This is a genomic window from Micromonospora sp. NPDC047620 (assembly GCF_043205005.1).
In the GTDB taxonomy this organism is placed as follows: domain Bacteria; phylum Actinomycetota; class Actinomycetes; order Mycobacteriales; family Micromonosporaceae; genus Micromonospora.
In genome coordinates this window covers 33,786-50,928 of the sequence record NZ_JBIDDG010000023.1, presented here as the reverse complement: position 1 = coordinate 50,928, position 17,143 = coordinate 33,786, and the positions used below count along the sequence as shown (strand labels likewise).

Annotated in this window: 19 protein-coding genes; 18 read left to right on the top strand and 1 reads right to left on the bottom strand. The window is 71.6% G+C overall.

The genetic code is table 11. The features are described from left to right. The first annotated feature begins 108 nt into the window (after positions 1 to 108). The 18 genes from ccsA to hypE all read left to right on the top strand — a co-directional run bounded on the left by ccsA (position 109) and on the right by hypE (position 14,836). Positions 109 to 870, top strand: a complete 762-nt coding sequence (ccsA, locus tag ACGF5C_RS24925; protein WP_393305310.1) for a cytochrome c biogenesis protein CcsA — start codon at positions 109 to 111, stop codon at positions 868 to 870. After that, positions 867 to 1,274, top strand: coding sequence for a cytochrome c maturation protein CcmE (locus ACGF5C_RS24920; RefSeq protein WP_393305308.1), 408 nt, complete (start codon positions 867 to 869; stop codon positions 1,272 to 1,274). Before ccsA ends, ACGF5C_RS24920 begins: the two co-directional genes overlap by 4 nt. After that, a complete protein-coding gene (locus tag ACGF5C_RS24915; protein ID WP_393305306.1) occupies positions 1,264 to 3,204 on the top strand; it encodes a heme lyase CcmF/NrfE family subunit in 1,941 nt (646 codons plus the stop codon). Before ACGF5C_RS24920 ends, ACGF5C_RS24915 begins: the two co-directional genes overlap by 11 nt. Continuing rightward, positions 3,201 to 3,740 carry a TlpA family protein disulfide reductase gene (locus ACGF5C_RS24910; protein ID WP_393305304.1) on the top strand — a complete coding sequence of 180 codons (540 nt, stop codon included), beginning with the start codon at positions 3,201 to 3,203 and terminating at the stop codon, positions 3,738 to 3,740. The genes ACGF5C_RS24915 and ACGF5C_RS24910 overlap by 4 nt, the downstream gene beginning before the upstream one ends. Beyond that, entirely contained in the window at positions 3,737 to 4,627 is an 891-nt protein-coding gene (locus ACGF5C_RS24905) for a cytochrome c-type biogenesis protein CcmH (RefSeq protein ID WP_393305303.1), read from the top strand. Before ACGF5C_RS24910 ends, ACGF5C_RS24905 begins: the two co-directional genes overlap by 4 nt. A gap of 266 nt (positions 4,628 to 4,893) precedes the next feature. Beyond that, positions 4,894 to 6,300 (top strand): hypothetical protein, encoded by a 1,407-nt coding sequence (locus ACGF5C_RS24900; protein ID WP_393305301.1) that lies wholly within the window; start codon positions 4,894 to 4,896, stop codon positions 6,298 to 6,300. Further along, positions 6,297 to 6,881, top strand: a complete 585-nt coding sequence (locus ACGF5C_RS24895; RefSeq protein ID WP_393305299.1) for a hydrogenase maturation protease — start codon at positions 6,297 to 6,299, stop codon at positions 6,879 to 6,881. The genes ACGF5C_RS24900 and ACGF5C_RS24895 overlap by 4 nt, the downstream gene beginning before the upstream one ends. Next, on the top strand, positions 6,874 to 7,230 hold the full coding sequence (locus ACGF5C_RS24890; RefSeq protein ID WP_393262411.1) for a hydrogenase/urease maturation nickel metallochaperone HypA: 357 nt from the start codon (positions 6,874 to 6,876) through the stop codon (positions 7,228 to 7,230). Before ACGF5C_RS24895 ends, ACGF5C_RS24890 begins: the two co-directional genes overlap by 8 nt. Further along, positions 7,230 to 7,769, top strand: a complete 540-nt coding sequence (locus tag ACGF5C_RS24885; protein ID WP_393305297.1) for a hemerythrin domain-containing protein — start codon at positions 7,230 to 7,232, stop codon at positions 7,767 to 7,769. Before ACGF5C_RS24890 ends, ACGF5C_RS24885 begins: the two co-directional genes overlap by 1 nt. Further along, positions 7,766 to 8,890 carry a hydrogenase expression protein HypE gene (locus tag ACGF5C_RS24880; RefSeq protein ID WP_393305295.1) on the top strand — a complete coding sequence of 375 codons (1,125 nt, stop codon included), beginning with the start codon at positions 7,766 to 7,768 and terminating at the stop codon, positions 8,888 to 8,890. Before ACGF5C_RS24885 ends, ACGF5C_RS24880 begins: the two co-directional genes overlap by 4 nt. After that, a complete protein-coding gene (locus ACGF5C_RS24875; RefSeq protein WP_393305293.1) occupies positions 8,887 to 10,686 on the top strand; it encodes a nickel-dependent hydrogenase large subunit in 1,800 nt (599 codons plus the stop codon). The genes ACGF5C_RS24880 and ACGF5C_RS24875 overlap by 4 nt, the downstream gene beginning before the upstream one ends. After that, positions 10,679 to 11,290, top strand: a complete 612-nt coding sequence (locus ACGF5C_RS24870; RefSeq protein ID WP_393305291.1) for a hypothetical protein — start codon at positions 10,679 to 10,681, stop codon at positions 11,288 to 11,290. The genes ACGF5C_RS24875 and ACGF5C_RS24870 overlap by 8 nt, the downstream gene beginning before the upstream one ends. Continuing rightward, positions 11,287 to 11,901, top strand: a complete 615-nt coding sequence (locus ACGF5C_RS24865; protein WP_393305290.1) for a DUF5947 family protein — start codon at positions 11,287 to 11,289, stop codon at positions 11,899 to 11,901. Before ACGF5C_RS24870 ends, ACGF5C_RS24865 begins: the two co-directional genes overlap by 4 nt. A 14-nt stretch (positions 11,902 to 11,915) precedes the next feature. Then, positions 11,916 to 12,119, top strand: coding sequence for a hypothetical protein (locus tag ACGF5C_RS24860; protein WP_393305288.1), 204 nt, complete (start codon positions 11,916 to 11,918; stop codon positions 12,117 to 12,119). Positions 12,120 to 12,152: 33 nt separating this feature from the next. Beyond that, positions 12,153 to 12,254 carry a DUF6893 family small protein gene (locus ACGF5C_RS24855; protein ID WP_393305286.1) on the top strand — a complete coding sequence of 34 codons (102 nt, stop codon included), beginning with the start codon at positions 12,153 to 12,155 and terminating at the stop codon, positions 12,252 to 12,254. Between the two features lie 22 nt (positions 12,255 to 12,276). Continuing rightward, positions 12,277 to 12,549, top strand: a complete 273-nt coding sequence (locus tag ACGF5C_RS24850) for a HypC/HybG/HupF family hydrogenase formation chaperone (RefSeq protein WP_393262430.1) — start codon at positions 12,277 to 12,279, stop codon at positions 12,547 to 12,549. Positions 12,550 to 12,560: 11 nt separating this feature from the next. Further along, positions 12,561 to 13,688: a hydrogenase formation protein HypD gene (gene hypD, locus ACGF5C_RS24845; protein ID WP_393305284.1), complete on the top strand. Its 1,128-nt coding sequence runs from the start codon at positions 12,561 to 12,563 to the stop codon at positions 13,686 to 13,688. Beyond that, positions 13,685 to 14,836: a hydrogenase expression/formation protein HypE gene (gene hypE / locus ACGF5C_RS24840; RefSeq protein WP_393305282.1), complete on the top strand. Its 1,152-nt coding sequence runs from the start codon at positions 13,685 to 13,687 to the stop codon at positions 14,834 to 14,836. The genes hypD and hypE overlap by 4 nt, the downstream gene beginning before the upstream one ends. 16 nt (positions 14,837 to 14,852) lie before the next feature. Here the strand turns inward: hypE and hypF are convergent, their stop codons facing one another. Then, positions 14,853 to 17,138 carry a carbamoyltransferase HypF gene (gene hypF, locus ACGF5C_RS24835; RefSeq protein WP_393305281.1) on the bottom strand — a complete coding sequence of 762 codons (2,286 nt, stop codon included), beginning with the start codon at positions 17,136 to 17,138 and terminating at the stop codon, positions 14,853 to 14,855. Positions 17,139 to 17,143: the final 5 nt, after the last annotated feature.

The window sequence follows — 17,143 nt, the reverse complement described above, 5'->3', positions numbered from 1 at the left end:
TGGGCTGCAACTATGCCAAAAGCCGCCTATTGCCCTCTTTGGGCCGCTAGCGTCCTGTTCGAGCGATAGCCAGCGGAAGCGCCCGGTCGGGGCGCGGACAGGGAGATCATGCACCAGCGGGTCCTCGATCTCGTCGCGGATACCCCGCGGGCCGCCGCCGGCCGCCGCACCCTGGCCTGGATCGCCGGCGGGTTGGCCGCCGCGGCGGCCCTGACCGGCGGGTTGGTGGCGCCCGCGGACCAGCTCCAGGGGCAGGCGCAGCGGCTGATGTACCTGCACGTCCCGGCCGCGTGGGTGGCGTACGCCGCCTTCGCGGTCGTCCTGCTCGGCAGCGGCGCCTACCTGCTCAACCGGGATCTGCGGTTCGACCGGCTGGCCAGGTCGGCGGCCGAGATCGGCGTCGTGCTGACCGCCGTCGCGATCGCCACCGGCGCCGTCTGGGGCCATCTCGTGTGGGGCACCTGGTGGGCCTGGGATCCGCGGCTGGTGAGCACCGCCCTGCTGCTGGCGGTGTACGCCGGCTACCTGGCGTTGCGCCGCCTGCTCAGCGAGCGGCACGCCGCGGCGGACAGCGCCGACCATCGGGTCGCCCGTTCGGTGGCCACCGTCGGCGTTGCCGGGTTTCTGCTGGTACCGGTGGTGCACTTCTCGGTCGTCTGGTGGCGCTCCCTGCACCAGCAGGCGACGGTGCTCGCGCCGCAGCGCCCCCCGATCGACCCCCGGATGGGGGCCGCTCTGCTGCTCGCGGTCGCCGCCGCGACGGCCGCCGCGCTCTGCGTCCTGCTGCGCCGGCTGGCGGCTCTGGAACGCCAGTCCGCCCCCGCGGTGCGGCAGGCGACCGCTGCCCGGACGCCGGTCCGGACGGGATGACCCGCCGCATCGGCCGGATCGCGGTCGGCTTGGTCGGCCTTTCCGCCGGTGCCCTGCTGGCGGCTGCCGCCATGCAGGGCACTCTCACCTTCTACCGCACCCCGGCGGAGGTGTCCCGGGATCCGGAGGTCCGTCAGGAACGGCTGCGGGTGGGCGGCCAGGTGGTGCCGGGCTCGCTGCGCCGTGCCTCCGATCGGACGGAGTTCCGGCTCGCGGAGGACGGCCACGAGATCGCCGTGCGGCAGCGCGGTGTGCCGCCGGAGACCTTCCGGGAGGGCGAGGCGGCCGTCGTCGAAGGCCGCTTCTCCGCCGACGGGGTCTTCGACGCGGATCAGGTCGTCGTTCGGCACGGCAACGAGTACCGGCCTCCGGCAACCCCGGGAGGGCCGGCGGATGGCCGGTGAGTTCGGCACCGCGAGCCTCGCCGCCGGCCTGGTCACGGCCACCCTCGCCGCCCTGCTCTGGCTGCGCGCCGGGCTGTCCGGCGGGCCGGTCAGGGTGGCGCGCGCCGCGACCGTCGCCAGTTTCCTGGCCGCCGTCCTCGGTGGCGCCGTGCTGGAGTACGCCCTGCTGCGCCACGACTTCAGCGTCCGGTTCGTGGCCGAGAACGGTGGACGGGACGTGCCGGTCTACTACACCGTCACCAGCCTCTGGTCGGCGCTGGACGGCTCGCTGCTGCTGTGGCTGGTCATCCACTGCGCGATCGCCGCGCTGCTGGCGACTCGGGCGTCGCGGTACCCGGCCCGGCTGCACGCGTACGCCATGCTCGTGGTCAGCGCGGTCGGCGTGTTCTTCTTCGCGCTGACCTACTTCGCGGCGAACCCGTTCCGGGAGGTGCGGCCGGTGCCGCTCGACGGTCCCGGACCCAACCCACTGCTGCAGCAGCACCCCGCGATGGGAGTGCACCCGCCCCTGCTCTACCTGGGCTACATCGGCCTGGTCGTGCCGTTCGCGTTCGCGCTCGCCGGGCTGCTCGCCGGCCGGGACGGGCACCGCTGGCTGCGCGCCGCCCGGCCCTGGGCCCTGGTCGCCTGGTCGGCGCTCACCGCCGGTATCGGGCTCGGCGCCTGGTGGTCCTACGCGGTGCTGGGCTGGGGCGGATACTGGGCCTGGGATCCGGTGGAGAACGCCTCCCTGTTGCCCTGGCTGACCACCACCGCGCTGCTGCACACGGCGCTCGGCGGCGCCCGGGCGCGGGCGGGTTGGAACGTCGTGCTGGCCTGCGCGAGCTTCCTGCTGGTGCTGCTCGGCACGTTCCTCACCCGCTCCGGCGCGGTGGCCAGCGTGCACGCGTTCACCGAGTCGCCGCTCGGTCCGATGCTGCTGGGCTTCGTCCTGTTCGCCGTCGCGGTCTCGACCGCGCTGGTGGGATGGCGGGGCCCGGGTGCGGTCCCGCGAAGGCGGACGCCGGTGCTGTCGCGGGGCGCGGCCGTTCTGGTCAACGGGGTCCTGCTGCTCACCATCGCGGCGATGGTGCTGGTCGGCACGATCTTCCCGCTGCTGTCCGAGTCGCTCGGTGGGATCCGGACGGCCGTGGGCCCCCGCTACTACCAGCGGACCGCGGTGCCGCTGGCCGTCGTGGTGCTACTGGTGATGGGCGTGGTGCCCGCGGTGGTGTCGGCCCGGCGGGCGGGCGGGCTGCGCCGGCTGGGCGTGCCATTCGGCGTCGCGCTGGCCGTCGTGGCCGTGCTGGGCTGGGCCGGCCGCCCCGGTGCGCCCGCCCTCGCCGCGTTCGGGGCCGCGGCGTTCGTCCTCACCGGCCTGGCGGGGCAGGCCGTCCGGGCCGCCCGCATCGTGACGGCCGCCCCTCGGCTGGGCGCTGCGAGGCTCGGCGGACTGCTGGCGCATGCCGGGATCGCGCTGGTCGCGGTCGGGGTCGCCGGCTCGTCGGCGTACGGCAGCAGCATCGAGCGGGAGATCCGGGTGGGCGAGGCCCTGCGCGTCGACGGGGTCCAGGTGCGGCTGCTGGAGGTGCGTCGAACGGGCGACACGGATCGGATGGCGGTGACCGCCCGGCTCGAGCGCGACGGCGGCGGGACACTGGCGCCGGCCCTGCGCTACTTCCCCGCCCACGACACCGCCGTCACCGTTCCGCAGATCCGCACCGGAATGCTCCGGGACGTCTACGTCACGCTGATCGCCGCCGGCGCGGACGGCGGCAGCGCGACCGTACGGCTCGCGGTGAATCCGCTGGTGGCTCTGCTGTGGGTCGGTGGCGGGCTGACGGCGACCGGCGGGCTGCTCGCGGTGCCGGCGGCGGTGCGGCGCCGCCCTGCGCCCGGGGCCGCCGTCCCGACCGCGACGGCCGTCGAGCGGCCGGAGGTGCGGGTGTGAGCGTGCTCCGCACGCGGCTGTGGCCGGCGCTGGTGCTGGTGGTCACCGCCGCCGTCGGCGCCGGCCTCGCCGCCGGCCTCGACACGCCGAACCGATCGGCGCCGGCCGGCGCCTCGACGGGGGACCTCGCGCCGCCGATCGCCGGCACGACCCTGGACGGGGGCCGGTTCGACCTCGCCGAGGTGCGGGGGCATCCGGTGCTGGTGAACGTGTTCGCGTCCTGGTGCGGACCCTGCCGCGACGAGCTGCCGCTGCTGGCGGAGGCCGGCCGGCAGGGGCAGCCCGCCGGGTTGCGGGTGGTCGGCATCAACCTGCGCGACGGGCCCGACGCGGTACGGGCGCTGCTACGCGAGACCGGCGCGGAGGCGATGACGGTGGTGCCGGATCCCGACGGCACGCTGGCGATCGGCTGGGGGGTCCGGGGCGTGCCGGAGACCTTCCTGGTGGACCGGGACGGGCGGGTCGTGGACCGGCGCCAGGGCGTGGTCACCCGGCAGTGGCTGGAACAGCGGCTCGGTCCGCTGCTGGCCAGATGAGGCGGCGTCAGGCCCTCGGCGGCGCCGTGCTGGCCGTCCTGCTGGCTGCGGCGGTCCTCGGAATGGTTCGTGCGGGCCAGCCCGCACCACGGCAGGATCCGGTCCGGTCGGTCGCCGTCGGGTTGCGCTGCCCGTCCTGCCAGGGCGAGTCGGTGGCCGACTCGCGTTCCCCGATCGCCGCCGGAATGCGGCAGGTGGTGGCCGACCAGCTCGCGCGGGGCCGCGACCCGGACGACATCCGGCTCTGGTTCGTGCAGCGCTACGGCGAGGAGGTGCTGGCCGATCCGCCGGTGCGCGGTTCCGGGCTGCTGCTGTGGGTCGTACCAGCGCTGGCGCTGGTCGGCGCCGGGTACGCCGCGGTTCGGACGCTGCGCCCCCGTGCCCGGGCGGCGCCGGCACCGGCACCGGCGGAACCGGCGCCGAGCGACGCGGCGGCCCGCCGGGCCTGGCGGGCCGGCTCGCTCGGTCTGGTCGCCGTCGTCGTGGCGGTGGCGGTGGCGGCCGCCGGGGTCCGGGACGGGTCGACCGAGGGCGGCGAGCCACCGGATCCGGCGGCGGTGGCCGTGCTGCTCGCCCGGGACATGGAGCAGCAGAGCCGCTTCGACGCGGCGGCGGAACTGTACCGGCAGGCGTTGCGAACCCGTCCCGACGACGGGGTGCGGCTGCGGTTGGGCTTCGCGTTGGTCCGCGCCGGTGACACGGCCGGTGCGGAACGGGAGGCCCGGCAGGTGTTGGCGCGCGTTCCCGATTCACCGGACGCGCTGCTGGTGCTCGGGCTGGCCCAGCGACAGTCCGACCGGGCCCAGGCCGAGGTGACCCTGCGTCGCTTCCTGACCGCCGCCCCGGACCATCCCGCCGCCGCCGAGATCCGCCGGCTGCTCCCCTGACACTCACCCGTGCCGACCCACGCGGCGGCCCCGTTCGCCGACGGCACCGGCGCCGCCTCGCTCCCCCCGCGCCGGCTCATGCCTTCGGCCGGGTCGTCCGCCGACAGAACGAGCATCCCCACGTTCGGGACCAGGCTCACCCGATCCGGTGAGTGCTGTCGGCACACAGGGACGACGAGCACTTACGACCACCCAGCCGGATGGACTAGACCAGGGTGACGGCTCACCGGAGCTGGTTCCGTGCACCGCGGAGGGGGGGCAGCACCATGCAGACGCATCCGCGCGGCGGTGGCATCCACGGCGCCGAGGCGGTCGCGGAGGCGATCCTGTACGAGGGCTACCTGCTCTACCCCTACCGGCGGTCATCGGGCAAGAACCGCGTCCGTTGGCAGTTCGGTGTCCTCGTGCCCCCCGCCTGGGCGGATGCGCACGGCCTGGCCGGCAGCACGGTGGCAGGTTCGGTCGAGTCGCCGTGGCAGCAGACAGAGTGCCTGATGGAGGTCCCGGACACCGCAGTCGTCCGGATCAGGGTGCGGTTCCTGCACCTGCAAAGAAGGGTGGCCGAGGAGCGGACGGCCGACGGCGTCTACCGGCCTGTCGACCGGAAAGATGCCGGGAGCCGCACGGAACTCAGCTTCGACGAGGCCGTACCACAGGAGTTCGACCTCGAAGCGTCGGTCGCCGACCTGCGCTGCGGCCGTCGCCTCGACATCCGCGTTCCGGGCGGCGAGGACGTCGACCAGTTGGTCGACGATCGGGGCGAACCGGCGGGACGGGTGGTGCGCCGGCGATGGCCGTTGTCCGCATCGGTCACCATCTCCGCCGTGCCGTGTCAGGCGCCCTTCCGGTTGCTGCGGCTCCGGATACACGTCGAGAACACGGACCGGACGACTCCGGCGGCCAGCCCACGCGACGAGGCGTTGCGGTGTTGCCTGCTGGCAACCCACACCCTGGCCTCCGTCAGTCAGGGTCGGTTCCTGTCACTGCTCGACCCGCCCGAGTGGGCGGCGCACGCGGCGAAGGAATGCCGCAACGTGCACACCTTCCCCGTGCTGGCCGGCGAGGTCGGCGCCGCTGACGTCCTGCTCTCGTCGCCGATCGTCCTCTACGACCATCCGCAGATCGCACCGGAGAGCCCAGGCGACCTGCACGACGCGACCGAGATCGACGAGATCCTCTCGCTGCGCACGCTCACGCTCACCGACGCCGAGAAGCAGGAGGTCCGGGCCACCGATGCCCGGGCCGCCGCGATCCTCGACCGCGTCGATGCCATGCCGCCCGAGGTTTTCGCGCGGTTGCACGGCGCCGTTCGGACCCTGGAGCCCGTGCAGCGAGACGGCGGTACCGCCACCTCACGAGACTGGTGGGAGCCCGGTGCCGATGCGGGGATCGCGCCGGAGAGCGACACCGTCCTGGTCGGTGGCACCCTGCTGTCCCGGGGCAGCCGGGTCCGGTTGCGCCCCCGAAAGCGCGGCACCGACGCGCACGACATGTTCCTGGAGGGCCGCACCGGCCGGGTGGAGCAGGTCCTGCTCGACGTCGACGGGTCACGGTTCCTGGCCGTGACGGTGGACGACGACCCGGGCGCCGACCTGCACCAGTGGTACGGGCGGCTACGCCATTTCCGTGCCGAAGAGGTCGAGCCGTTGGCCGGCGAGGTGGAGGCGCCGTGAGGAGCAACGGCGGCGGGCGGATCCTGGTCGCCGGCATCGGCAACATCTTCCTCGGCGACGACGCCTTCGGCGTCGAGGTCGTCCGGCGCCTCCGGGACGCTGTCCTGCCGGAGATGGTGGATGTGTCCGATTACGGCATCCGGGGGATGCATCTGGCCTACGATCTGCTGGACGGCCACCACGACGTGTTGGTCCTGGTGGACGCGTTGCCACTGAACGAGGCGCCTGGCACGTTGGCCGTCCTCCACGTGGACCTCGACGACCCCGGCTGGACGCTGGGGCCGGCGGACGCGCTGGCGGCACCGGCAGCCGACGGGCACGGGATGGATCCGGAGTCCGTGCTCCGGTTGCTGCGCAGCCTGGGCGGCACCGTCGGCCGCGTCCTGGTCGTGGGATGCCAGCCCGCTGTCATGGACGAGCGCATGGAACTGTCGGCGCCGGTCGCCGAGGCTCTCGACGAGGCAGCCCGGATGGTGGTCGGGGTCGTGGAGGAGGAAGCAGCACGGCTCGGTGCTGCGGCAGAGCAGCGGGAGACAACCCAGCAGACGTCAGCCGAGAGGGAAGTGACCGCGCATGCATGAGACGGGGCTGTCCGAGGCGATCGTGACCGCCGCGGTGCGCAGAGCCGCGGGCCGCCGGGTCACCGGGCTACGGGTGCGGATCGGGGGTCACCCGGTCGACCCCGAGATCGTCGCGCAGGGCATCCAGTTGGCCGCAGCCGGCACCATCGCCGCGGACGCCGCCGTCGACCTGGTCCTGGAGCCGATGACGGTGACCTGCCATGACTGCGGTCGCAGCGGGCCGGTCGACGACCACCTCGCAATGGTCGCCTGTCCGGGGTGCGGCGGCGTGGACATCGATGTCACCGGCAGCGACGACGTCGTCCTGGAGTCCATCACCGTGAACTCCGGCGCGCGGAAGCCGGCCTGATGGACGCCGTCGAACTGCTGCGGCATGACCACCGCGTGGTCGAGCAGTTGTTCCGAGACTATCGGGCGGCGGCCTCCGACGCCCAGCGGCGCGGGGTGGTCGACGTCCTCATCCGGGAGCTGTCGAAGCACGCCGCGCTCGAGGAGGTGCTCTTCTATCCCTTCGCCGCGCGGGTGTTGGACGACGGGCAGGTCGACGGACACCTCGCGGGGCATGTGCCCATCAAGGAGCTGCTGCTTCAACTGGACCGGTGCGGGGTCGGCGATCCGGCCCAGGACCAGCTGATGGAGCGGCTGGCGTCCGCCGTCGCCCGGCACGTGCACGACGACGAGAACCAGCTCATGCCGCTGCTGTGCCGGCAGGCGGACGAACAGGCACTCCGCGAGCTGGGGCAGGAAATCGACCGGGGCAAGCAGCGCGCTCCCACGCGTCCCCACCCGCACGCACCGGACAAGCCTCCGGCGCTGGCCCTCGCGGCGCCGCTGGCAGCCATCTACGACCGGCTTCGGGACCGGATGCAAGGGAGGCCACGCACATGACGCAGGGTATGCGCGACGCCGGCGCGGCGATCCCGCACGAGAACGGGTTCGACGAGGTCACCGTTCTCTGGATCTCCGAGGGCATGAGTTGCGACGGAGATTCCGTGTCGATGACCGCCTCCGGTCAGCCGGCGATCGAGGACATCGTCCTCGGGCTCGTACCCGGTCTGCCGAGGGTCAACCTGCACAACAAGGTGCTGTCGCCGACGGCCGGCGGCGAGGAGTTCCTGGCGCCGTACCGGAAAGCGGCCCGTGGGGAGATGGTCGAGCCGTTCATCCTCGTCATCGAGGGATCGATTCCGAACGAGAACATCAACGGCGACGGGTACTGGACGTCGTTCGGCAACGACGAGAACACCGGTGAGCCGCTGACCTTGAACTGGTGGATCGACCGGCTCGCGCCGAAGGCCTGGGCGGTCGTCGCGGCCGGCACGTGCGCGACGTACGGTGGCATCCACGCCATGGCGGGCAACCCGACGGGGTGCATGGGCCTGGCCGACTATCTCGGGTGGGACTTCCGGTCCCAGGGCGGCTTGCCGATCGTCAACGTGCCCGGCTGCCCGATCCAGCCGGAGAACTTCATGGAGACCCTGACCTGGGTGCTCTACCACGCCGCCGGCTCGGCCCCGCCTCCGCCGCTGGACCACATGCTGCGGCCGCAGTGGCTGTTCGGCAAGACCGTGCACGAGGGCTGCGACCGGGCCGCCTACTACGAGCAGGCCGACTTCGCCAAGGACTACAACTCCCCCAAGTGCCAGGTGAAGATCGGCTGCTGGGGGCCGGTCATCAACTGCAACGTCCCGAAGCGCGGCTGGATGGGCGGCGTCGGCGGCTGCCCCAACGTCGGCGGCATCTGCATCGGCTGCACCATGCCGGGATTCCCCGACAAGTTCATGCCGTTCATGGACATGCCTCCCGGCGGCAGCCTGTCGACGTTGCTCATCAAGCCGTACGGCGCCATGATCCGCCGCTTGCGCGGCATCACCAACGCCACCGCCAACCGGGAACCGAAGTGGCACCACAACGGTCCGGAGCTCACCAGCGGCTACAACCCCCGGTGGCGCCCCTACGGTCCGGCAGATCCCCGGCGACAGGCAACAATCGAGAGGAACCGACCGTGACCGCGACGAAACCCAAGCCGGCCGCCGGCCAGAAAACCGGCGAACTGGTGGAGATGGCGTGGGATCCGATCACCCGGATCATCGGCAACCTCGGCGTCTACACGAAGATCGACTTCGCGAACCGCGTGGTCGCCGAATGCCACACCACGTCGTCGCTGTTCCGCGGCTACTCGGTGTTCATGAAGGGGAAGGATCCCCGCGACGCCGGCTTCATCACCAGCCGGATCTGCGGCATCTGCGGCGACAACCACACGACCTGCTCCGTCTACGCGCAGAACATGGCCTACGGCATCAAGACACCGCCGCTGGCGGAGTGGATCATCAATCTCGGCGAGGCCGCCGAGTACATGTTCGACCACACTCTGTTCCAGGACAATCTCGTCTTCGTCGACTTCTGCGAGGCGATGGTCAAGCAGACCAATCCGAGTGTGCTCGCCCTCGCGGAGAAGACCGCGGCACCGGGTCGGGACATCCACGGCTACCGGACGATCGCCGACATCATGCGGGCGTACAACCCGTTCGAGGGCGCGGTCTACAAGGAGGCGCTGAAGGTCAGTCGGACGACCCGGGAGATGTTCTGCCTGATGGAGGGCCGGCACGTCCACCCGTCGACGGTCTATCCGGGCGGAGTCGGCACGATGCCCCAGCCGACGCTGTTCACCGACTACCTGAGCCGGCTGATCAGCATCCTGGACTTCGTCAAGAAGGCCGTGGCCATGAACGACGACATCTTCGACTTCTGGTACGAAGCGCTGCCCGGCTACGAGGAGGTCGGTCGCCGCCGGGTCCTGCTCGGCTGCTGGGGCGCGTTCCAGAATCCCGACGTCGTCGACTACCGCTACGAGACCATGTCGACGTGGGGACGGGCGATGCACGTCACGCCCGGCATCGTCGTCGACGGCAAGCTGCTCACCACCGATCTCGTGGACATCAACCTCGGCATCCGGATCCTGCTCGGCAGCTCCTACTACAAGGACTGGGCCGGCGAGGAGGAGCCGTTCGTCAAGTACGACCCGCTCGGCAATCCGGTCGACATCCGCCATCCCTGGAACCAGACCACCCTGCCTGACCCTCAGAAACGCGATTTCGACGACAAGTACAGCTGGGTGATGAGCCCCCGCTGGTTCGACACGAGCAGCGGGGAGCACCTCGCGCTGGACACCGGAGGCGGCTGCTTCGCCCGGCTGTACACCACAGCGCTCGCGAAAATGGTCGACACGCCGTACGTCAGGTCGACCGGGACGAGCGTGCTGATCTCGCTTCCGAAGAGCCAGCAGCTGCCCGAGATGACGTTGGAGTGGAAGATCCCGCGCTGGTCGAACGCGCTGGAGCGGGACCGTTCACGGGCCTACTTCATCGCGTACTCCGCGGCGATGTCGCTCTACTTCCTGGAACGGGCGATGGAGCGGATGCGCGGCGGCGACATGCGGGTCTTCACCGAGTTCGACGTGCCGAACGACGCCATCGGCTGCGGCTTCCACGAGGCCGTGCGGGGCGCGCTGTCGCACCACCTCGTGATCCGGGATCGCAAGATCGCCAACTACCACCCGTACCCGCCGACGCCGTGGAACGGCAGTCCCCGCGACAGCTACGGCACGCCCGGTCCGTACGAGGACGCGATCCAGAACATGCCCATCTTCGAGGAGAACGGCCCGGACAACTTCAAGGGCGTGGACATCATGCGGGCGGTGCGCAGCTTCGATCCCTGCCTCCCCTGCGGGGTGCACATGTACGTCGGTGGCGGTCGTACCCTCAAGAAGATCCACTCGCCGATGTTCGGCGCGTCCCATGGGTGAGCAGCCGGACGTCCAGCGGCTCGACGACGAGGCCGTCGAGCCGCGGCTGGCCCGCCTGGACGCCGCGCTCGGCCAGCTCGAGCAGACCCCGGGCCGCACCGCCGAGCTGGGGCTGGAAGCCGTCGAGATCCTGACCGAGGTGTACGGCGAGGCGCTCGCGCGGATCATCGACGTCGTCGCCGACGTCCCCCGGACGCTCGACCGGCTCACCGGCGACGAGTTGCTGCGGCATCTGCTGCTGTTGCACCGTATCCACCCGGATCCGCTGGAGCCGCGCGTGGCCCGTGCGGTCGACGATCTCCGGCCGCAGCTGCGCGCGCAGGGCGCTGAGATCGCGCTGGTCGACGTCCAGGACGAGGTGGCGAGGATCAGCCTGTCCGCGAGTTCGTGCGGCGGTGGCGGCGGGGCCCTTGGTGACCTGGTACGGGAGCAGGTGCTGACGTTCGCGCCGGAGCTGTCCGCCGTCGAAGTGGTGGCGCCAGCGCCGACTCCGGCGCTGATCCCGGTCGCCACCTTGTGGAAGCGGCCGGACCGGACCGATGAGACGGCGACGAGCGCGGCGGGGCGAGCTGCGGGGCCCCTGGCATTGGGTGGCACGGAATGACGGCGGGCGCGCTGCAACGGGCGATCCGCCGCGCGCGGCAGCGCGCGGCCTCGGTCGAGCGCTGCGGCATGTGCGCCGGGCCGGTCGGCCCCGAGCACCGGCATGTGTGGGACGAGCAGGACGCAGAGCTGATGTGCGCCTGCACGCCCTGTTCCCTGCTGTTCGAACGTGAGGCGGCCGGCGGTGGCCGGTACCAGCTCGTCCCCACCGAGGGCAGACGGTTGACGGGCCTGTCCGTCGACGAGCTCGGCGTGCCGGTCGGCCTGGTCTTCTTCGTGAAGCAGCGGGACGGCCGAGTTTTCGCCCACTACCCGAGTCCCCTCGGCACGACCGAGTCGGAGATCGATGCCGGCGTCTGGGGGGCCGCCGAGGCGCGATCACCCGCGCTGGCCGCGCTGAAGCCACGGGTCGAGGCGTTCCTGGTGTGGACGGGCACGCCGCGCGGCGGCGGCCAACAGTGGGTGGTGCCGGTCGACGACTGCTTCCGACTCGTCGCACTCATCCGGCAGAACTGGGCGGGCATGTCGGGGGGAAGCGCGGTGTGGCGGGAGATTCCCCGATTCTTCGACGAACTCGGCCGACGACACCATCGGCCGTCCGGCAACGACTGACGGAGGAGGCGGGAATGGGCGAGATCCGAGTGGGCGATCCCGATGTCGAACTCGACGCACCGGCGCACACCAAGGGCGTGGAGGAGGGGAACTCGCGGCGGAGGAGGCAGTCAGGCCATCAGGATGACGGAACGGTGGACGCCCGTCGCTCGACCGGCATCCGGCCCGAGAAAAACGACCCGATCCTACCGATCATGCCGAATCTGCCGCCGGGCTGAGCGTGCCCGGGGCAGGCCCGAAGGAGGTGAGCTGTGCGGAAGCTGTTGGTGCTGCTGGCCGGCGTGGTGGTGGCCGGGATGTTCTGGAAGGAACTTCCCGCGCTGCGGCGCTACATCAAGATCGAGAGAATGTGATCCGGAGAGGACCAGCGGGTCGATGTGTCTTGGTATCCCGGGCGAGATCGTCGAGATCAAGGCCGGTCACGACGATCTCGCCATCGTCGACGTCGTGGGCGTCCGGCGGGTGATCAACGTCGGCCTGCTCGACGGTGATCAGACAGGTGTCGGCGACTGGGTGCTGGTCCACGTCGGGTTCGCCATGTCGAAGATCGACGAAGCCGAGGCGACCGCCACGTTGGCGCTGTTGTCCGGCCTGGGCCAGGCGTACACCGACGAGCTGCAGGCGCTCGCCGAATCCGATATCAGCTAGGGAATGACCAGATGCGTTTCGTCGACGAGTACCGCGATGCGGACAAGGCCCAGGCGTTGGCCACGCAGATCGCCGCGTTGTGCGAGCCCGGGCGGCAGTACAAGTTCATGGAGGTCTGCGGCGGGCACACGCACACCATCTACAAGCACGGGCTGGAGGACTACCTGCCAGAGAACGTCTCGCTCGTGCACGGGCCCGGCTGCCCGGTCTGCGTGATCCCGATGGGCCGGGTGGACGACGCCATCGCCATCGCACGCGAGCCGGGCGTCATCATGACGGCGTTCGGCGACATGATGCGGGTTCCCGGCGGCAGCGGCTCGTTCCTCGACGCCAAGGCGGCCGGCGCGGACATCCGGATGGTGTACTCGCCGTTGGACGCGCTGAAGGTCGCGCGGACCAACCCGGACCGCAAGGTCGTCTTCATGGCGATCGGGTTCGAGACCACCTCGCCGTCCACCGCGATGACCGTGCTGCGGGCGGCCGCCGAAGGAATCGACAACTTTTCGGTCTTCTGCAACCACGTCACCATCCTTCCGGCGATCAAGGCCATCCTCGACTCACCCGACCTGCGCCTCGACGGCTTCCTCGGCCCCGGGCACGTCTCCACCGTGATCGGGTGCCGACCGTACGAGTTCATCGCCCACGACTACGGCAAGCCGCTGGTCTGCGCGGGTTTCGAGCCGCTGGACCTCCTGCAGTCGGTCTTCATGCTGCTCACGCAGCTCGCCGAGGGCCGCTGCGAGGTGGAGAACCAGTACACCCGGGTGGTGCCCTGGGACGGCAACCCGCGGGCGCTGGAGGCGATCGGCCAGGTCATGCAGCTGCGGCCGCACTTCGAGTGGCGCGGTCTCGGGTTCATCTCGCACTCCGCGCTGCGGATGCGGGACGAGTACGCGGCGTACGACGCCGAGCGGATCTTCGACGTTCCCGGGGTGCGCGTGGCGGACCCGAAGGCCTGCCAGTGCGGCGAGGTGCTCAAGGGTGTGCTCAAGCCCTGGGAATGCAAGGTGTTCGGCACCGCGTGCACGCCGGAGACACCCATCGGCACGTGCATGGTCTCGTCGGAGGGCGCTTGCGCGGCGTACTACAACTTCGGCCGCTTCACCCGGCAGCGGGTGGCGGAGGCGACGCGGGTATGACGACAGAACGTACCGCCGAGTGGGCCGAACGCGCGGTGGCCGAGGCCGAAGCGGCAGTCGACCGGGAGCCCGGGCGGCTGTCGCCCGAGCAGCAGGTCCTGCAGCGCATCGAACGGGCGCGCCGGCGCAAGCCGAAGATCAGGGAGGATCTCGTCACCCTCGCGCACGGCGCCGGCGGGAAGGCGACCCACACCCTGGTCGAGGGGCTGTTCGTCGAGGCGTTCCGCAACCCGACGCTCGAGGCGCTCGACGACGGGGCGGTGCTCTCCGTGGCTGGCGGCCGGTTCGCCTTCACCACCGACTCGCACGTCGTGTCCCCGCTGTTCTTCGCCGGGGGTGACATCGGCGACCTCGCCGTGAACGGCACGGTCAACGACCTCGCGGTCAGCGGCGCCCGCCCGTTGTACCTGTCGGCCGGCTTCATCCTCGAGGAGGGCTTTCCGGTCGCCGACCTGCGACGGATCGCCGCCTCGATGGCCGTCGCGGCGCAGCGGGCCGGTGTGCAGGTGGTCACCGGTGACACGAAGGTGGTGCAGCGTGGCAAGGCCGACGGCTGCTTCATCAACACGGCGGGGATCGGCGTGGTGGAACGGCCGGTGGTGCTGGGCGCCGCACAGGTCAACCCTGGTGACGCGATCCTCGTCTCCGGGCCGATCGGTGATCACGGTGTCACGATCATGCTCGCCCGCGGCGAGCTGGACATCGAAGCCGACCTCGCCTCAGACACTGCGGCGCTGCACGGTCTCGTGGCGGCTCTGCTGGACGCCGCTCCCGGGGTGCGGCTGATGCGCGACGCCACCCGCGGCGGAGTGGCGACCATCCTCAACGAAGTGGCGCAGGCGGCACGGGTCGCCGTGGTCGTCGACGAGGCCGCCGTACCGGTACGTCCCGCCGTGACCGGGGCGTGCGAACTGCTCGGCATCGATCCGCTCTACGTGGCCTGTGAGGGACGCTTCATCGCCGTGGTGGACGGCGCGCAGGTGGACGTGGCGCTCTCGGCGCTGCGGGGGCATCCGCTCGGCGAGGACGCCGCGGTCATCGGCCGGGTCGTCGCCGACCCGCCCGGGATCGTGCTGCTCAAGACGGTGTTCGGCGGCACCCGCATCGTCGACATGCTGGTCGGGGATCCGCTGCCGCGCATTTGCTGACGCGACGGTCGTCGGCTCAGCTGGACGGGGTGGCCCGGTGACGGGCCGCGGCCACCACGGCCTGGCCGAGGGAGATGCCGCCGTCGTTGGGCGGCACCCTCGAGTGCACGAGCACCCGGAACCCCGCCGCCTCCAGACCGCACACCACGAGGTCGAGCAGCAGCACGTTCTGGAAGACGCCGCCGGACAGCGCAACACCTGCCAGACCCGTGCGTTCGCGGACGGCTTCGGCCGCCCGCACCACGGCGTCCGCCAGTCCTCGGTGGAAGCGCGCGGCGATCCGGCCGGGGTCCACACCGGAGAGCAGGTCGTCGACCACGCACCGGACCAGCCCGCGTCCGACGTCGGCGAGCGGGGCCGTCCCGGCCGCCTCGACCCGGTAGCCGCCGCGTTCGTCGCGATGAGCCCGCTGTTCCAGGGCAATCGCGGCCTGGCCCTCGTACGTGACGCGGTCCCGCAGGCCGAGGATCGCCGAGACGGCGTCGAACAGCCGGCCCGCGCTCGAGGTTCGCGGCGAGTTCGTCCCGCCCCGCGCCAGAGCCACCATCACGGGCCACCGCCGCTCGTGTCGCCGCAGCACCGCCAGGTCGGGCACGGCGTCGCCGTAGATGTCGTCGAGGTACGCCACCGCCATCCGCCACGGCTCGCGGATCGCCGCGACCCCGCCCGGCATCGGCATCGCGTCCAGGTGGCCGACCCGCTCGAACCCGATCAGGTCCGCGACGAGCACCTCACCTCCCCAGAGGGTGCCGTCCGGGCCGAACCCGAGGCCGTCGAAGGCGACCCCGATCACCGGGCCGCGTTCGCCGTTGTCGGCCAGGCAGGACGCGACGTGGGCGTGGTGGTGTTGAACGCCGACCAGTTCGACGTCATCGCGCTGGAGCGCATACTTCGTCGACAGGTACTCGGGATGCAGGTCGTGGGCGACCAGCTCCGGTCGGACGTCGAAGAGGCGGCTGAAGTGCTCGATCCCGTCGGTGAACGCACACAGTGTCTCGTAGTTCTCCAGGTCGCCGATGTGATGCGAGACGAACGCACGCCGTCCCTTCGCCACGCAGAAGGTGTTCTTCAACTCCGCGCCGCACGCCAGCACCGGTCGGTCGAACCGCCACGGCACCGTCACCGGGGCGGGCACGTAGCCGCGGGACCGCCGCACCGGCAGCTCACGGCCCCGGAACACGCGCACCACCGAGTCGTCGGTGCGGACGTGGATGCGCCGGTCGTGGACCAGGAAACCGTCGGCGATCCGCGCCAACCGCTGCCGCGCGTCGTCATCCCTGTGGGCGATGGGTTCGTCGGAGGTGTTGCCGCTGGTCAGCACGACGGGCATGCCGAGCCGGCCGATCAGCAGGTGGTGCAGCGGCGTGTACGGCAGCATGACGCCCAGGTCGCGGTTGTCCGGTGCCACCGACGCGGCGACCGGAGCGTCGGCGCGGCGTGGCAGCAGCACCACGGGACGGCGTGCACCGGTGAGCACCCGCACATCTGCCGGCGTCAGGTGGACCAGGGTGCGTGCCGCCCGGAGGTCGGCGGCCATCACGGCGAACGGTTTCTCCTCGCGGCGCTTGCGGGTGCGCAGGGCCGACACGGCCCGTTCGTCGTCGGCACGGATCGCCAGGTGGTAGCCGCCCAGCCCCTTCACCGCGAGGATCCGGCCGTCCCGCAGCCACCGTGCGGCGGTGTCCACGGGATCGCCGACGACAGGGGCGCCATCGGCGTCGACGAGCCGGAGAGCCGGGCCGCACTCCGGACAGCACACCGGCTCGGCGTGGAAGCGCCGGTCTCCGGGGTCTGCGTACTCGGCGGCGCAGCCGGCGCAGAGTGCGAAATCCACCATCGTGGTGGCGCGCCGGTCGTACGGCACGTCCGTCACGATCGTGAACCGCGGCCCGCAGTTGGTGCAGTTCGTGAACGGGTAGCCGTGGCGGCGGTCCGTCGGATCGGAGACGTCCGCGAGGCAGTCCGGGCAGGTGGCGGTGTCGGGGGAGATCAGTGCTTCCCGACCGGCGCCGGTGACGCTGGCGACGATGGCAAAGCCCGGCCGCCCCGTCCGGGGCACCGCTTCGGTGGTGACCCGCTCCACCTGTGCGAGTGTCGGTGCACGCCGGCTGAGGTCCGTCACGAACGCGGTCAGCTGGTTCCCATCCCCTTCGACCTCGACGAAGACACCTCCGGTGTCGTTGCCGACGAACCCGGCCAGGTCGTACTCCGTGGCCAGGGCGTGCACGAACGGACGGAAGCCAACCCCCTGCACGATGCCCTCGACGCGGACCCGCACCCGCCTCGGATCAGGCGTGACCATGCCGG

Coding starts and splice junctions, on each gene's coding strand:
- ccsA (WP_393305310.1), top strand. CDS start 109: ATGCACCAGCGGGTCCTCGATCTCGTCGCGGATACCCCGCGGGCCGCC.
- ACGF5C_RS24920 (WP_393305308.1), top strand. CDS start 867: ATGACCCGCCGCATCGGCCGGATCGCGGTCGGCTTGGTCGGCCTTTCC.
- ACGF5C_RS24915 (WP_393305306.1), top strand. CDS start 1,264: ATGGCCGGTGAGTTCGGCACCGCGAGCCTCGCCGCCGGCCTGGTCACG.
- ACGF5C_RS24905 (WP_393305303.1), top strand. CDS start 3,737: ATGAGGCGGCGTCAGGCCCTCGGCGGCGCCGTGCTGGCCGTCCTGCTG.
- ACGF5C_RS24900 (WP_393305301.1), top strand. CDS start 4,894: ATGCAGACGCATCCGCGCGGCGGTGGCATCCACGGCGCCGAGGCGGTC.
- ACGF5C_RS24890 (WP_393262411.1), top strand. CDS start 6,874: ATGCATGAGACGGGGCTGTCCGAGGCGATCGTGACCGCCGCGGTGCGC.
- ACGF5C_RS24885 (WP_393305297.1), top strand. CDS start 7,230: ATGGACGCCGTCGAACTGCTGCGGCATGACCACCGCGTGGTCGAGCAG.
- ACGF5C_RS24880 (WP_393305295.1), top strand. CDS start 7,766: ATGACGCAGGGTATGCGCGACGCCGGCGCGGCGATCCCGCACGAGAAC.
- ACGF5C_RS24870 (WP_393305291.1), top strand. CDS start 10,679: ATGGGTGAGCAGCCGGACGTCCAGCGGCTCGACGACGAGGCCGTCGAG.
- ACGF5C_RS24865 (WP_393305290.1), top strand. CDS start 11,287: ATGACGGCGGGCGCGCTGCAACGGGCGATCCGCCGCGCGCGGCAGCGC.
- ACGF5C_RS24860 (WP_393305288.1), top strand. CDS start 11,916: ATGGGCGAGATCCGAGTGGGCGATCCCGATGTCGAACTCGACGCACCG.
- ACGF5C_RS24850 (WP_393262430.1), top strand. CDS start 12,277: ATGTGTCTTGGTATCCCGGGCGAGATCGTCGAGATCAAGGCCGGTCAC.
- hypD (WP_393305284.1), top strand. CDS start 12,561: ATGCGTTTCGTCGACGAGTACCGCGATGCGGACAAGGCCCAGGCGTTG.
- hypE (WP_393305282.1), top strand. CDS start 13,685: ATGACGACAGAACGTACCGCCGAGTGGGCCGAACGCGCGGTGGCCGAG.
- hypF (WP_393305281.1), bottom strand. CDS start 17,138: ATGGTCACGCCTGATCCGAGGCGGGTGCGGGTCCGCGTCGAGGGCATC.